Source organism: Candidatus Brocadia sinica JPN1, assembly GCF_000949635.1.
GTDB classification, from domain to species: Bacteria; Planctomycetota; Brocadiia; order Brocadiales; family Brocadiaceae; genus Brocadia; species Brocadia sinica.
In genome coordinates this window covers 2,183,238-2,196,431 of the sequence record NZ_BAFN01000001.1, presented here as the reverse complement: position 1 = coordinate 2,196,431, position 13,194 = coordinate 2,183,238, and the positions used below count along the sequence as shown (strand labels likewise).

Genomic DNA, 13,194 nt, shown 5'->3' with positions numbered 1-13,194 from the left:
CCCATCTTATTACTACATCTTCCTATTCCAAAAACTTTATTGACTTTTTAAGGACAATAACTAAGTATTATAGGTATTCATCCTGTATTTATAGTACTTTGGATACACCATATTTTCATGGTAACAAGATTTCTCTTAATCATATTTGTCACTTTATTAATAGTTACTCGTTTTGTAACCATTAGTTTAGCCAAAAGTCTATCAGACGTAATTACTACATTATATAGTGGAAACGGCATCCCTGTAACAAAGGTATTTGAAAAGGAAAGAGATACGGGTGGGATAGATGTAGTTACAACCGTTCAGGTACCACTAGATTCAATTTCTGAAATTCAGGGTCTGAATTCAGTGTTAAATACCGAAAAGGGGGAGTTCCCGGTAAGTTCAACAAGTGGTGGTTTTACTTTTCAGTACGATAGCGAATTAGAGGTATTCACAAGGACGACAGACAGCCTTGGGCCTATTTTTGCAGAAAGGGCGCCTACCCTCGGAAAAGGAAAGTTAAATTTTGGTTTTTCTTACACCTACATTCACTTTTCGACACTGGAAGGAAGAGACTTGGACAATTTAGAGTCCATTGTATTATTAGATGAAAAACAAAAAGATAAAAATTTACTTCAGCTTGATTTTGATGTGGATGTCAAAACTAATTTATTTTCTTTTTATGGTACCTATGGAATAACAGACCGGTGGGACGTCTCCATGCTTGTACCTGTCATGCAGATCCAACTTGACGTCGACAGTACTGCAAAGATATTAAATCGGACACGGAAAAAAGGGATAACGGGTAAAACTCTGGGTTACAGCCTGGACTCCGGAGAAACAATGAGTGATGAAGTTTCCGGCGCATCCACAGGACTTGGTGATATCTTCTTACGGAGCAAGTACAATCTCGTAACATCTAAGTGGATAGATTTTTCAACTGCACTCGATCTGAAGCTGCCGACGGGAGACGATGATGAACTTTTAGGAACAGGAAGAACCAGTGTAAAGCCGTTTATCATACTTTCAAAAAATATTAACCATTTTACACCACATTTTAACTTAGGATATGAGTTCAATAGCGGAACTGAAGGACACGACAGAATCGTGTATACCGGCGGTACTGATTATGCCTTTAGTATGGAAAATAATCATTTCTCTGTTGCGGTAGATATTATTGGCCGTCACAAAACAGAGAGATCAGATATCGGCAATGATATTGTAGATTTTTCAACAGGGTTTAAGTGGAGTCCACGTATGGGAATGCTTGTGTTTTTTAATATACAAACACCACTTAACGACGATGGCCTCAGAGCTGATTGGATTCCAACGATAGGATACGAGTTAAATTTCTAACAAACTATTCAACAATGTTATCATATCAAGCCTCACTCATTACAACACATAAGTTGGTTGAGTTTCGATAAGGCTTTTTTTTCTATCTTCCTGACCCACTCCCGGCTGATGTTGAGCTTTTTGCTTACTTCCCGAAGTGTCATGGGTTCTAAACCATCAAACCCATATCTCATTTTCAAAACCCTCGCCTCTTGATGATCAATTATCTCAAGCAATCTTCTTAATTCATTCTTGTCATGCGATTCAATCAATGCCTCTTCAGGCATCTTCACACTCTCATCACGAATATGGTCGCTAAGTTCCATTGAATCATCTTTTTGTAAATCTACCTCGTTTATAGTAAAAGTTTGTCGTACAGCCCTTTCTATCCACCGAGCCTGTTTTTCATCGACGTTCAATTCTTGTGCAATTTCATCCCGATTGGGCAGTCTGTGAAGGGTATTCGTCAATTTCGATGATGTTCTCTTCCATTTGGAAACCCTTTCCGCCATATAAATAGGAATGTGTACGGTTTTTGAGTTATTAATCAAAGCACGTTGAATAGTCCATTTTATCCACCATGAAGCGTATTTGCCAAACCGTTGACCCAACGTGTAGTCAAATCTCTCCACGGCACGTATAAGCCCAATATTTCCTTCACTAACCAGGTCCAGAAGAGATGTCCCATAGTAAACAAATCGCCTGGCAATCTTTATAACCAATGGAAGATAAGCTACCACAATAGATTCTTTTGCCCTCGAATCACCCCCGGCAACCTTTTCAAATAATCTTCTTTCTTCTTCTATGGTGAGGGGGGAAATTTTCCTTAAATCTTTTATGTAAACCTGAAGCGCAAATTCCATTCATTATCCTCCTTCATTTTTATACATTCTGATTCACAAAATCAGTGAGAATATATTCTCCTGGTCATTCAAAACATGAATATGCGGGTCACAGGATGCGGGGAAGATGTGACCTGCAAAGTTTAACGAACAAAAAACATTGATTCAACATATGTGACCAGTAATTCGCAGATGGTGTGCCAGTAAATTTCGGAAAGAGTCATATGTCTTTTAAAAGTTGCAACACCTGATTTTGACTGGTGTTATGAAATATAAAAAATATTTCTGCATCTAAAATGAGAAGTGAAAATAATATAAACAATCGTGACACTTTTTAGAAAACCATGTTTCTAAATTCCACTAAATAATTGTAAACTAGGGACAAACAGGGCTGTTACTTTTTGTAACACGATAGATATGTGCCGATTGTATACAAAATCACAATCTTACGGCCTGGAGGGAGGATGGATAACTGGAAAAGGTTTCTCGTTTATACCTTGGAAAAGATATGATCTGAATTATTTGCTCTTAATACAGGTAAATCGCCTCGGTAACTACAAGGAAATGCTTTTTAACAAAAAAAATCAGTGTAAGGAAGGAATATTTTCTGGTCAGTTTGATTTTATTATGCGACTTTTTGAACAAAGGAGATATGTTTTAACTCTTTTTCACTGTTTTCAACATCTCAAATACCACTTCTGGCAAAGTATCTCTATTTTCATAATTTACCGTTACTAGAGTAACATCTTTACGTTTTTTAATACCTTCAGTAAAAGTATCGGCATTTTCTTTTATAACGCAGAGAAGGGTTTTTTCACTATCGAGAATTTTCCTTACCATCTCCCTGAATTTCATTGAAAAGAGTTCCATTTTCCCAATTTCATCGATAACGATAACTGATTTGTGCTCCATAGCCCTCTCTAAAGCTGGTATGGCAACCTTTTCGAAGGAATCCAGGTCAACCCGATATTTACCAACTTTATTATTACTATTAAATTCAACGTGCGCCAGAACACCATCCTCTCCATCCAGTGTTACAACCCTAAAACCCATGCGCCTGTCCAACTCACGGATTTCTTCTGTATAGAATCCCCCTGCTTTCGCTCCCAAAAAGGGTATGATTTTTTTAACGACTGATGTCTTACCGATACCTGGTTTACCCGTTAATAGAATATGTTTCTTCATAATCTCTCCCATTGCGTTATGAGGAGAAAAAAACATCTCAAAATAGAGCAAAATTGTTCATTTGGCACAGTCTGCTTGGTCAGGAACTTACTGACTGAGTGCCTTGACAATAGCCTCCCCAAATTTTTGTGCTGCTGCAGGACCACTGGCGGTAATGATATTCCCATCCCTTTCAACATCATTACCTGTATATTTTGCACCGGCTGATTTTATATCGTTTATCGTTGAGGAATAAGTCGTAACCTTCTTATTCTTAAGCAATCCCGCCCTAGCAAGGGTTACCGGTGCAATACAGATAGCTCCTACGATCTTTTTCGCATTATTTGCATCGTTCGCGATCTTATGGGCGATCGGGTTATCCCAATATTCGCCTGCTCCTGAACCTCCGATAAATATAACAGTATCATAATCTGTTACAGTAATGTCAGTAAATAGGATATCCGGCTTTACCTTTGCTCCCAACATGCCTGTCGCTTCCTTTAATGAAGATGATGCCACAGTTACTGTTACACCATTTTTTTCCAAAACTTCCCTGGGTTTTAGTAACTCCTCATCCCTGAAATTATTACTGGCAATAATCATTACGGCTTTTTTTTCTTTTGCAGATTGCATAGCACTTTCTCCCATTACATTCACAATCAACATGCTTAAAAAAATAAAAGATGCGAAGGGCAAACCTGGCGTAAGAAATCTATTTCTCATTTTGTATTCCTCATAGCGAAGTTTAAAAAATGTAAAGTGCTTTTATTTTTTCAAAATCTTCCCCAGTTCCTTCTCTACAGCAAGCACTTTATGCTCAAGCATATTTACCTTCTTGTCCTTCCTTTCGTCTATCTTTACCGTGGTATATACCCTTTCTGATAGCTCTAACATCTTATTGTGGCATTTCTGAATCAAGTCAAATACACGTTCACTGTCACCTTCTATCACAGTACCCATGGCATTGAGTTTGTAGTCCAATCCACTCTCGTCGATGATTTTGACGATCTTGGCAACGTATCGAGCCAGATCAGTTCCCTTCCCAATGGGGACCACACTAATCTCGGCAATCATGCTACACCTCCTTTAGTTTTGAAGAATAATTGCAGGTTTTTTCAAAATAACTTTTGAGAAATTGAACTGGTTAAACAGTATGTCTTGAAGGACAAATTGAAAAAATTGAGGGAAATTGTCTTGCAGAACTGGAAGACAGTATAATTTATAAAGCTGAAGTACAGTGGTATGAAGGACATGATATTGGGAAGAAAGAAATGAAAATTAAAAGCTTTCAGAGAGAGCCTCATTCGAATTCAGGACAAACGGAACCCATACGAAATATACTCCGAATAATTGCCGAGCTGTTTAAACCATCAGAAGGAAATAGAAAGTTTAGCTGGTATGCATACTAACAGTGTCTTAATCGTACCAGCTAAACTTTCGTGTAAGAAGTGTTTCGCATTGATTGATTATAAGCACTTACACGTTTCTTACAATTTCAGCGGCTAATTCTTGGAAAAAGATGAGACAGCAGAACAATGAATCGCTAATCCCATTGATATACGTTATCATCGTAATACAGTTCGAGCTTGTGTTTGTGTTTCAATTCTTCCTGTGCTAACATTTTGCACAGTTTTTTCATATCAGGATTATCAGCAGACTTGGCCATACTAACGTAAAAGTTATAGGACTTTTGTTCTTTTTTCATCGCAACAATCAGCACATCCTGAAAACTTTTTATCTCAGAAATATCTTTATCAACCAGGTACTCCGCTATATGAAGATCTTGAATCTTACTTGGTTTAAATTTTTTGATCTTGGAAGGATCAAAATGCTCCAACAACTCCTTATGTTTCAGTTCTTCATTAGCAAGTTCCTTTAGCCATATCCTTGATGGCTCGTCCTTTACATATTTTAATGCATCCATATAAAATTTATACGCCTTATCTTCTTGTTGCGCAGCCTGTTTAACAATTTCATTTAAATCCATAGTTGCCAACTCCTCCTTCCATCATTTCAAGGTATTATCAATAACTGACTACAGTGGTCCTACAAAGAAACTCTTCTGTATATTTTTTCAAATAATATGGTTTATTTTTTTACTTTACTCAATGCTTTTAACTCAGCAAGCTTATGTTCTGATGCAATAGCTGCCGTAACTCCTTCTCCCACTGCAGTTGCAATTTGCCGGTAAGAATTTTTCCGAATATCACCAACTGCATACAATCCCTCAATAGCAGTCTCCATATGGATATTTGTTTCAATATGGCACCCCGTATCCACACATAACAAATTGCCTAAAAAGCCGGTATTCGGCACACTTCCGACAAATATAAAAACACCTTGACATGGGATATCCTTTTTTTCCTTTGTCAAAACATTTTGAGTAACAACTCCTTCGACCTTTTCCGTCCCGTGAATACTTTCAATTACTGTATCGAGTGTAACTTTTATCTTTGGATTTGAGAAGGCTTCATCCAGATAAATTTTTGTGGCCCTGAATTCATTCCTCCTGTGTATTATCTGTACGGTTTTGGCATATTTGGTCAAAAAGATACCCTCAGTAATAGCGGAATCGCCACCGCCGATCACCACCACATCTTTATCTCTAAAAAAAGCCCCATCACAGGTTGCGCAATAACTAACTCCTTTACCATAAAACTCCTTTTCACCAGGCACATCCAATTTTTTCGGGTCCGCACCGGCAGCCAAAATCACCGCATGGCTTGCATACGTATTGGCATCGGTCGTTACAATCTTTAAGCCGTTTTCTATCCCTAATTTCAAGACCTCTTCATACCGAATTTCTGCTCCGAACCGTTTCGCCTGCGCCTCCATGCGTTGTGTTAAATCAACGCCGCTAATAACTTCAGGAAACCCCGGATAATTCTCAATCAATTCGGTACCGACTAACTGTCCGCCCAAATATTTTTTTTCAAAGATTACAGTCTTCAGTAAAGCACGGCAGGTATAAACAGCCGCCGCAAGGGCTGCCGGCCCTCCTCCAACGATAATCACATCGTAGTCTTTATTCACATTCCCTTTAATCCTTTTATAGCATTCAAGACTTGCCATCCGTAAAAATTTAAGGCAAATTGCTTTTTCTCAATATGGCACTCTAAACATTGTTTTGTTCCTTCAGTAGCCCATGCACGGGTTACAAAGGCAGTTTTAGACGTTTCCCCTTTTGGAGTAAGCTTATCCTTTCCTGCATGACAGAAATTACATTCTGTCCCCATAATTTCGCAAAGCTCGAACATTTTTCTTGCCTGCTGTTCATTTTCTTTATAGCGCTTCCGGTCAATATGGCAGTGGTCGCATTCGACGCCCAAGGCAACAGAGGCCTTCATCATCTCTTTCGATTTTTTCCCCTCTTCTGTAAAAATTGTTAAATCCTCATTATGGCAAAAATTACATTCCACTCCGAAAAGAGATGCCATCCTTTTAATTTGCGCCTCTCTCTCATCCTTCGTACCTTTAAAGTAAGGATTCGAATAGGTCACGCTGGGAGGGCCTTTCTCCGCCTGCTCTGCATTCGCCATGGCAAGGTCTTCAGAACAAAGAGACATCATACCCCAGAGAATAAATACACTAAATTTCAAGTACTGCTGCTTTCGCAATTTTAACACAAAATTATTTCCCTAAAGGTATATCGAAATCAAACAGGTTTTTTAATCAAGCTTATCAAATGAATCTTTACTTGCACCACAGGATGGGCAAACCCAATCTTCTGGTAAATTCTCAAAAGGTGTCCCAGGTTTTACACCATTATCTGGATCTCCCCTTTCCGGATCGTATACATAACCGCATACCCGACATTCCCACTTTGACATGATCGCCTCCTCAGCTTCTCCATTAATAGACCATCAACTCTATCTCGTAATCACACAGGGGGCAGGTAATAGAACATTGAACATCCCCGCCACAAGTGCCACAACCCTTAACATCAATTGTATTCGCATTAAGGTCAAAATCTTTGACTTTTTTATGACAAAAAGGGCATGTAAAAGCGATTTCCAAACCGATGACTTGCCTTGCTTTTTTACGCTCTTCCATAAAAATAACCCAGATATTCTACACTACCTCATGTATCGTAATCAACCTTTAAAATAAAAGAAAGTGCAGAATTTTAACCATCTGCACTTTCTTTTCTACACATCCGAGACACCGAACTATCGGTTTTCAATGGGTATCATTTTATCCCGGAGCCCTTCGTGACATTCAAAACAGGTCTTTTCAATCATGCTGGTGAAGGCTTTGAAAGTTGCTTTCTGATCGCTTGTATTAGCGGCTTTTTGAATTTCCAGCGCTGACGATGCTATTCCTTTTAGGTAGACATCAAATTCTTCTCTCAGCTTTGTAATCCTCTCTTTATCATTTGGATCTATTTTGGCCCGCTTAAACCATAAGTTTTCCCTGGGCTCAGCAGGAAAGAATGTCTTGCTTATCATATAACTTTGATCTACGATAGCGCCCGCCTCTTGCGCAACATATTTAAAACTACCTGCCAATATTCCATCGAGTATATTGTCCATCCGATTCGCTATGTCATTCATTAACACCTTTGTAGGTTCCGTAACTTTTTCATGGGAGAGTACCTTTTCTTCAGTTGCAATGGCTGCACAAGGATAGATGGCATTTGTTAATCCTACCATACTCACACCAAATAAACTGACAATTAAAAATGCTGACCTTTTCACGTTCCACTCCTTTTCTCAAACCATTTTCAAAAAATAAATTACAAAAGATAAAAGCTTTTATCGATATTCATATCTTTTGTATTATACAATTATAAGCTTAAGAGACAAGAAACAATTTATCTAAAAATACCTTGTTCCAGAAACAAAAGAAAGTGCAGACAATTAAATAATCTGCACTTTCTTTTAACTCATTTAATCTCTTCGGATTAGAATCATATTCACATCCATTGATTTTCAAGAGGTTTTATTTCTTTACATCACGTTGTTTTCTATGGCATTCGAAACACGCCTTTGTAACCAAACCGCTAAAAGCCGCGTACGCCGCTTCAGTATCTTTTGCATCAGCGGCTTTTTGAATTTCCTTTACGGATGAATCTATTCTTTTCATATAGGTATTAAATTCTTCTTTTAATTTGGTAATTGCCTCTATATTCTTTGGATCCAAATCTTTCGATCGCATATACCAATGATCAATAGCAGGATTTTTGGGAAAGAAATTTTCGTTTATCTCACCTGCTTTTGCTGCAACAGCGGCCGCCTCCTGTTTTACATAGGGAAAATTACCCACCAAAATCCCTTCAAGCATATTATACATTCGTTTTTCAATTTCTATCATTAACCTCTTGGTAGGTAGTTTAATATCTTCATGAGTGCCACCTTCATGTGCATGAGCTATGGGTTGTCCCTCTCCCGCAAACACTTTGGTAGGATAAACAGCACCCACTGCTCCTGCCAGTCCTACTAAACCTGATAAGACAATGTTTAAAGATAATTTCCTTCTCATATATTACTCCTTTCTTCTTCCATGAAATAAAAAAACAAATATGCCTGATTAACCATTTTTTGGAAGTACCTCCTTTCTCACGTTTTCACGTAATAAGTTAAACGGGAAATTACAACCTTTATACCCCCACCTTCCTTATACCAGGTTCGGTCATAGATACCGGCGACAATACCTGATCTAGTTGTTCCTGGGAAAGGAAGCCATTTTCCAAAATAATTTCTCTCACCGATTTATCGGTACTTATAGATTCCTTAACAACCTCGGACGCCTTTGAATAGCCTATAATGGGATTCAAAACAGTGGCGATTCCGAGACTCCGCATGGCGTAATCCTGACATTTTTTCTCATTCACCGTAAGGCCGCTGACACATTTTTCATTAAATATCTTTGCAGCATTGGCAAGGATAAAGATAGAATCAAGCAATTTGTATTGGATCAAGGGCATCATGACATTAAGCTCAAATTGTCCAGCCTGGGCAGCCAACGCTATCGATAAATCATTGCCCATAATCGAAAAACAGACCATATTCATCATCTCAGGAATAACAGGATTCACTTTCCCTGGCATGATAGAAGACCCTGGCTGTACTGCCGGAAGGTCAATCTCCGCAAATCCCGTATTTGGTCCGGAGTTCATCAGTCTTATGTCGTTGGCAATGCGAATAAGTTCCACAGCCAATGTACGCATGGCGCCAGAGAGTTCGACAAACGGTGCGTTACTTTGCATAGCCTCAAATCGATTCTTAGACTCCTTAATATCCAGGTTTACGATCTTTCTCAGTTTTTCAATGACCCTGCCGGCATATTCCGGATGGGTATTGATTCCTGTACCTACAGCACTTCCGCCGATTCCTAATTCCTTCAACGATTCACTTGCCCTTTCTATCCCTCTGGTTGCCTTCAGTAAAGAATCCGTATAGCCGGAAAATTCCTGACCTACACGGATAGGTACGGCATCATGAAGGTGGGTGCGGCCTGCCTTTACAACGGAATCTAAGGATTTTGCCTTCTGTTTCAATGTCTCCACCAAGGCATGTAAGTTCTTTATGAGTTTTTTAGACAACTGTAGGGCTGCGATGCGCATGGCGGTAGGATAGACGTCATTTGTTGACTGCCCATAATTAACATGATCGTTCGGATGCACAATGGAATATTCCCCTTTTATCCCACCTAACATCTCAATTCCGATGTTGGCAATAATTTCATTTACGTTCATATGATGGGATGTCCCGGCTCCTGCCTGGTACACATCCACTAAAAATTGATCCTGAAACTCACCGTTCAATAGACGATCGCATGCCAGAATAATCATGTTGCCAATCTTGCTATCGAGACAACCGAGTTCTACGTTAACCATAGCCGCAGCTTTTTTTATGGAGACCATAGCCATCGTGAATACAGGCTGGGATGTTTGGCCACTGATGGGAAAATTCTCAATGGCCCTGGCGGTTTGAACCCCATAGTAAGCCTCTGCAGGAACTTTCATCTCGCCCAGATAATCTTTTTCTACGCGGAATCTACCGGTCTTTTTATCGCTCATTATCTGATATATACCATGTCTACCAAACTATTGAGACTTAACAAATAGCATGTTAAAAAACATAAAAAAAGTCCATGTTTTTAACACACCACAACCTGAGACCTCTCATACTTTCTTGTTCACCATATTCATCCACATATCGTAGATACGACCCTCGTTCTCGGCTTCCCACAGTTCAGTTTTTTCCAAAAACTCGAGAGTATTCTTGAGTATGCTAAAATGTGTTTTTTCCTCCCCGGCAAGGAAACGATAGATTTCACTATCCTTTACATCACTTGCTTCCCTGGAGGCCTGTTCGTAGAACTCAATCCCTTTTTCCTCAAGTCCCATGGCAAGCTTAACAGCTTCTATGTCGTTCGTATTCATAGTAACTTTTCTCTTCAACTCTTCACCCATCTTCCGAAAGATAGTAATCAATCTTTCTTTGGGGTGCACTGCATCCTTTTCTTTTATTTGATCGTTTTCCTTCCGAACAGACAACAGAGACCGGAGCCTTTTTAGATGCGATTTTTCATCTTCCACAAAGGATCTGAACATGGCCTTCCCCATAGGATGAAGGGTCTTGCTCGCCAGATCGCTATAAAACTTTATTCCATCCATTTCCATCTGAAGTGCAATTGATTTTATATCCTTTAAAGTCTCGCCCATTTTATATTCCTAAGATCTATTCTTTAAAACCTTGTCATAATTCTGCCGTAATGTTGTATAAATCTAAAATATCTTTATTTCGAAAACGGTCATTATTGCGGAAGAGGCTTTATCTCATAATCATTATCCACGTCTACCAGCGCAAATTTCTGACAGCACAAAGAACAACGTTCTTCGTTTCCTACAGAGGGCATTTTTCCAAAACTGATCTCCCACCCACACATGAGACAATAAAAACACACATCGTGATTATCTGATTCAATATCCCGAATAATTCTTCCAATAGCATCCTTGTGCCCCTTGGCCGCTCTCGCCAGATGTTGAAATGTTTCTTTTACCTTCGCATCATGAGAAGCAGTGGCTAATTGGTTATACAAATGTTCTTGTTCTTCTTCTATCTCAAAATCCGCTTCTAAGAATTCCAATACCGACCTATATCCCTCTCTCATATATTTCCCCCTGGTTTTAGGATAATCTGTTGAAATGGTCTTCCAATTCTGCCTTATGCCGAACCTCATTATGCAAAATCCCTTCAAGTAAGGCATTGATTTTGGGATCGCTTAACACCTTGATCTGATCACTGTATCGTTCAATACCAAGTTCTTTCTTTTGTATTGCTAATTTTAGATTTTCGATGTCTTTGCTCATTACCCCACTTTCCTTTCGCAATTATAAAGACAAACATTTTCCATTTTAGCCACTTAGCCTATGCATGTCTCTAGTACTCAATTATTATACCAAAGCCACAATCTTTGAATGCGGCGCATAAATATATCATAATTGCAATAATAGCAAGTTGTTGCAAAAACAATCACAAACAAAAGAGTTTATGTTATCACATATGTTTATCAAGAATCTTAGACCAGGAATCTATTTATTTAGATTTTCAGTCGCTGGTCTTTGACAGGAATAGCGATTTTTCTCTTGTGGGAAACAACAAAGGGGAAATTTGCCAGCGTATTGTTGCCGTTGTAGTATGACGTTTTTCATTCACGAGCCACCAACTACTCGGTTTTTTCAACCAGTGGGAAACGCATCTGTGTAAAAGGCATTGGCATTTGCCATTGTGAATCACCTGGCATAACTGATTCCAGACGCTTGATAAAGTTGCGTACATTTGTGGTCCGCAAAACTTTTACTGGTCTTTTTTGATTTCTGAAAAAGTCTTCCCAGTGCCCCAAAAGGATGTTTTTCGGTCGAATCGCTCTGATTATTCCTTCCGGGTATTCTTTCACTTGCGTAAAGGACGCTACGCAAAGGATGGCCAAATCCACCCGTTTCAGGTCGTTTGCCGGTAAATCCGGTACAAAACCGAGCGGTGGCGTGCTTGCTGCATCCTGGTAATGGACGCGGAATGCAATATTGCCTTGTTCATTAAGAAAATCGATAAGATAGGCGTACGTCTGACCTTCTACCCAACCAAACACCGTACGGGGAAGATGTTTCAGATCCTTGTCATAGGGGCCCTCTGGTAATAGCTTCATACCTGCAAAATGAGGAGCGTGTTCTGACTCAATGGCCATAAACCGGATGGTTCGGTCCTGGTTATATATCCATTGTCCCGGAGTTTTGCCCTTTGCGGCATAGGTATCCACGGCAATAATACGGGATTTATCAACTGCTGCAGCCATAATATGCCCCATGGTTTTGGAGCCATAAACTACGGCGTTCATTGCATATTTCCGCATCACATACGGCACATCCAATAAATGATCATAATGAGAATGGCCGACCAGTACCATTTCCACATCTTCAACCGTAGGAAGCAGACGATCCACAAGTCCCTCATTTGTCTTTAATCTGGTCAAGGACAGTATTTTCAAGAGACTCGGGTTGGTAATCGAGGGCGCCGTCATCAGGGCGTTTTGGCCGTGCCGGAACAAATATCCGCCTACACCAAGGTACTGAACATTGATGGTATTCTTTTCCTCCCCTTGCATCTGAAGTGTTTCTTGTTTTGTGTTATAAACCGGCATGCGCCCGATCGAAGGAACACATCCGCTGAACACTATGTTAAGACTGATCAGTATCACAAACGCGTGGTATCTTATCTTAAAACGAAATTCTTTCATCCGTCCCACAACATCGAATTCGAATAAATAATGAAAATCCTACAACACCTAAATCCTGCAATAAGACTTCGCCTTGTTTGCAGATTAAATTATACTAAAGATTTCATATCTTTTTGTAACTATAAATCCT

17 protein-coding genes are annotated in these 13,194 nt (G+C 39.4%); 1 reads left to right on the top strand and 16 read right to left on the bottom strand.

The features are described from left to right. The first annotated feature begins 117 nt into the window (after positions 1-117). Positions 118-1,338: a transporter family protein gene (locus tag BROSI_RS09885; protein WP_052563576.1), complete on the top strand. Its 1,221-nt coding sequence runs from the start codon at positions 118-120 to the stop codon at positions 1,336-1,338. A 32-nt stretch (positions 1,339-1,370) separates the two neighbouring features. Here the strand turns inward: BROSI_RS09885 and BROSI_RS09880 are convergent, their stop codons facing one another. The 16 genes from BROSI_RS09880 to BROSI_RS09805 all read right to left on the bottom strand — a co-directional run bounded on the left by BROSI_RS09880 (position 1,371) and on the right by BROSI_RS09805 (position 13,064). Beyond that, positions 1,371-2,180: a sigma-70 family RNA polymerase sigma factor gene (locus BROSI_RS09880; RefSeq protein ID WP_052563575.1), complete on the bottom strand. Its 810-nt coding sequence runs from the start codon at positions 2,178-2,180 to the stop codon at positions 1,371-1,373. A 636-nt stretch (positions 2,181-2,816) separates the two neighbouring features. Continuing rightward, a complete protein-coding gene (locus BROSI_RS09875) occupies positions 2,817-3,344 on the bottom strand; it encodes an NTPase (RefSeq protein WP_052563574.1) in 528 nt (175 codons plus the stop codon). Between the two features lie 87 nt (positions 3,345-3,431). Beyond that, positions 3,432-4,046 carry a DJ-1/PfpI family protein gene (locus BROSI_RS09870; protein ID WP_082059148.1) on the bottom strand — a complete coding sequence of 205 codons (615 nt, stop codon included), beginning with the start codon at positions 4,044-4,046 and terminating at the stop codon, positions 3,432-3,434. A gap of 42 nt (positions 4,047-4,088) precedes the next feature. Further along, positions 4,089-4,397 carry an MTH1187 family thiamine-binding protein gene (locus tag BROSI_RS09865; protein WP_052563573.1) on the bottom strand — a complete coding sequence of 103 codons (309 nt, stop codon included), beginning with the start codon at positions 4,395-4,397 and terminating at the stop codon, positions 4,089-4,091. Positions 4,398-4,866: 469 nt separating this feature from the next. Beyond that, the gene (locus BROSI_RS09860) at positions 4,867-5,310 is read right to left on the bottom strand and encodes a ferritin-like domain-containing protein (RefSeq protein WP_052563572.1); all 444 of its coding nucleotides are present in this window, start codon (positions 5,308-5,310) and stop codon (positions 4,867-4,869) included. Positions 5,311-5,411: 101 nt separating this feature from the next. Continuing rightward, positions 5,412-6,356 carry a thioredoxin-disulfide reductase gene (gene trxB, locus BROSI_RS09855; RefSeq protein WP_082059147.1) on the bottom strand — a complete coding sequence of 315 codons (945 nt, stop codon included), beginning with the start codon at positions 6,354-6,356 and terminating at the stop codon, positions 5,412-5,414. Beyond that, positions 6,353-6,949 (bottom strand): hypothetical protein, encoded by a 597-nt coding sequence (locus BROSI_RS09850; RefSeq protein ID WP_157842471.1) that lies wholly within the window; start codon positions 6,947-6,949, stop codon positions 6,353-6,355. The genes trxB and BROSI_RS09850 overlap by 4 nt, the downstream gene beginning before the upstream one ends. 42 nt (positions 6,950-6,991) lie before the next feature. Beyond that, on the bottom strand, positions 6,992-7,153 hold the full coding sequence (gene rd, locus BROSI_RS09845) for a rubredoxin (protein ID WP_052563569.1): 162 nt from the start codon (positions 7,151-7,153) through the stop codon (positions 6,992-6,994). 22 nt (positions 7,154-7,175) lie between these two features. Then, positions 7,176-7,376: a hypothetical protein gene (locus tag BROSI_RS09840; RefSeq protein ID WP_052563568.1), complete on the bottom strand. Its 201-nt coding sequence runs from the start codon at positions 7,374-7,376 to the stop codon at positions 7,176-7,178. A gap of 116 nt (positions 7,377-7,492) precedes the next feature. After that, the gene (locus BROSI_RS09835) at positions 7,493-8,020 is read right to left on the bottom strand and encodes a cytochrome c (protein WP_052563567.1); all 528 of its coding nucleotides are present in this window, start codon (positions 8,018-8,020) and stop codon (positions 7,493-7,495) included. A gap of 244 nt (positions 8,021-8,264) precedes the next feature. Next, a complete protein-coding gene (locus BROSI_RS09830) occupies positions 8,265-8,804 on the bottom strand; it encodes a cytochrome c (protein WP_052563566.1) in 540 nt (179 codons plus the stop codon). Between the two features lie 118 nt (positions 8,805-8,922). Next, complete coding sequence (locus BROSI_RS09825) at positions 8,923-10,344, bottom strand: aspartate ammonia-lyase (RefSeq protein WP_052563565.1); 1,422 nt, start codon at positions 10,342-10,344, stop codon at positions 8,923-8,925. 105 nt (positions 10,345-10,449) lie between these two features. Then, on the bottom strand, positions 10,450-10,992 hold the full coding sequence (locus BROSI_RS09820; protein WP_052563564.1) for a ferritin family protein: 543 nt from the start codon (positions 10,990-10,992) through the stop codon (positions 10,450-10,452). A gap of 92 nt (positions 10,993-11,084) precedes the next feature. Then, positions 11,085-11,441: a ferritin family protein gene (locus BROSI_RS09815; protein ID WP_052563563.1), complete on the bottom strand. Its 357-nt coding sequence runs from the start codon at positions 11,439-11,441 to the stop codon at positions 11,085-11,087. A gap of 16 nt (positions 11,442-11,457) precedes the next feature. Next, positions 11,458-11,640, bottom strand: coding sequence for a ferritin family protein (locus BROSI_RS09810; RefSeq protein WP_052563562.1), 183 nt, complete (start codon positions 11,638-11,640; stop codon positions 11,458-11,460). A 356-nt stretch (positions 11,641-11,996) separates the two neighbouring features. Continuing rightward, positions 11,997-13,064 carry an MBL fold metallo-hydrolase gene (locus tag BROSI_RS09805; protein WP_052563561.1) on the bottom strand — a complete coding sequence of 356 codons (1,068 nt, stop codon included), beginning with the start codon at positions 13,062-13,064 and terminating at the stop codon, positions 11,997-11,999. Between the last annotated feature and the right edge of the window lie 130 nt (positions 13,065-13,194).

Excerpts from the sequence above, each read along its gene's own strand:
- BROSI_RS09860 (WP_052563572.1), bottom strand. The coding sequence starts at position 5,310 with ATGGATTTAAATGAAATTGTTAAACAGGCTGCGCAACAAGAAGATAAG.
- BROSI_RS09815 (WP_052563563.1), bottom strand. The coding sequence starts at position 11,441 with ATGAGAGAGGGATATAGGTCGGTATTGGAATTCTTAGAAGCGGATTTT.
- BROSI_RS09825 (WP_052563565.1), bottom strand. The coding sequence starts at position 10,344 with ATGAGCGATAAAAAGACCGGTAGATTCCGCGTAGAAAAAGATTATCTG.
- BROSI_RS09840 (WP_052563568.1), bottom strand. The coding sequence starts at position 7,376 with ATGGAAGAGCGTAAAAAAGCAAGGCAAGTCATCGGTTTGGAAATCGCT.
- BROSI_RS09805 (WP_052563561.1), bottom strand. The coding sequence starts at position 13,064 with ATGAAAGAATTTCGTTTTAAGATAAGATACCACGCGTTTGTGATACTG.
- BROSI_RS09830 (WP_052563566.1), bottom strand. The coding sequence starts at position 8,804 with ATGAGAAGGAAATTATCTTTAAACATTGTCTTATCAGGTTTAGTAGGA.
- BROSI_RS09820 (WP_052563564.1), bottom strand. The coding sequence starts at position 10,992 with ATGGGCGAGACTTTAAAGGATATAAAATCAATTGCACTTCAGATGGAA.
- BROSI_RS09880 (WP_052563575.1), bottom strand. The coding sequence starts at position 2,180 with ATGGAATTTGCGCTTCAGGTTTACATAAAAGATTTAAGGAAAATTTCC.
- BROSI_RS09810 (WP_052563562.1), bottom strand. The coding sequence starts at position 11,640 with ATGAGCAAAGACATCGAAAATCTAAAATTAGCAATACAAAAGAAAGAA.
- BROSI_RS09875 (WP_052563574.1), bottom strand. The coding sequence starts at position 3,344 with ATGAAGAAACATATTCTATTAACGGGTAAACCAGGTATCGGTAAGACA.
- BROSI_RS09870 (WP_082059148.1), bottom strand. The coding sequence starts at position 4,046 with ATGAGAAATAGATTTCTTACGCCAGGTTTGCCCTTCGCATCTTTTATT.
- rd (WP_052563569.1), bottom strand. The coding sequence starts at position 7,153 with ATGTCAAAGTGGGAATGTCGGGTATGCGGTTATGTATACGATCCGGAA.
- BROSI_RS09865 (WP_052563573.1), bottom strand. The coding sequence starts at position 4,397 with ATGATTGCCGAGATTAGTGTGGTCCCCATTGGGAAGGGAACTGATCTG.
- BROSI_RS09885 (WP_052563576.1), top strand. The coding sequence starts at position 118 with ATGGTAACAAGATTTCTCTTAATCATATTTGTCACTTTATTAATAGTT.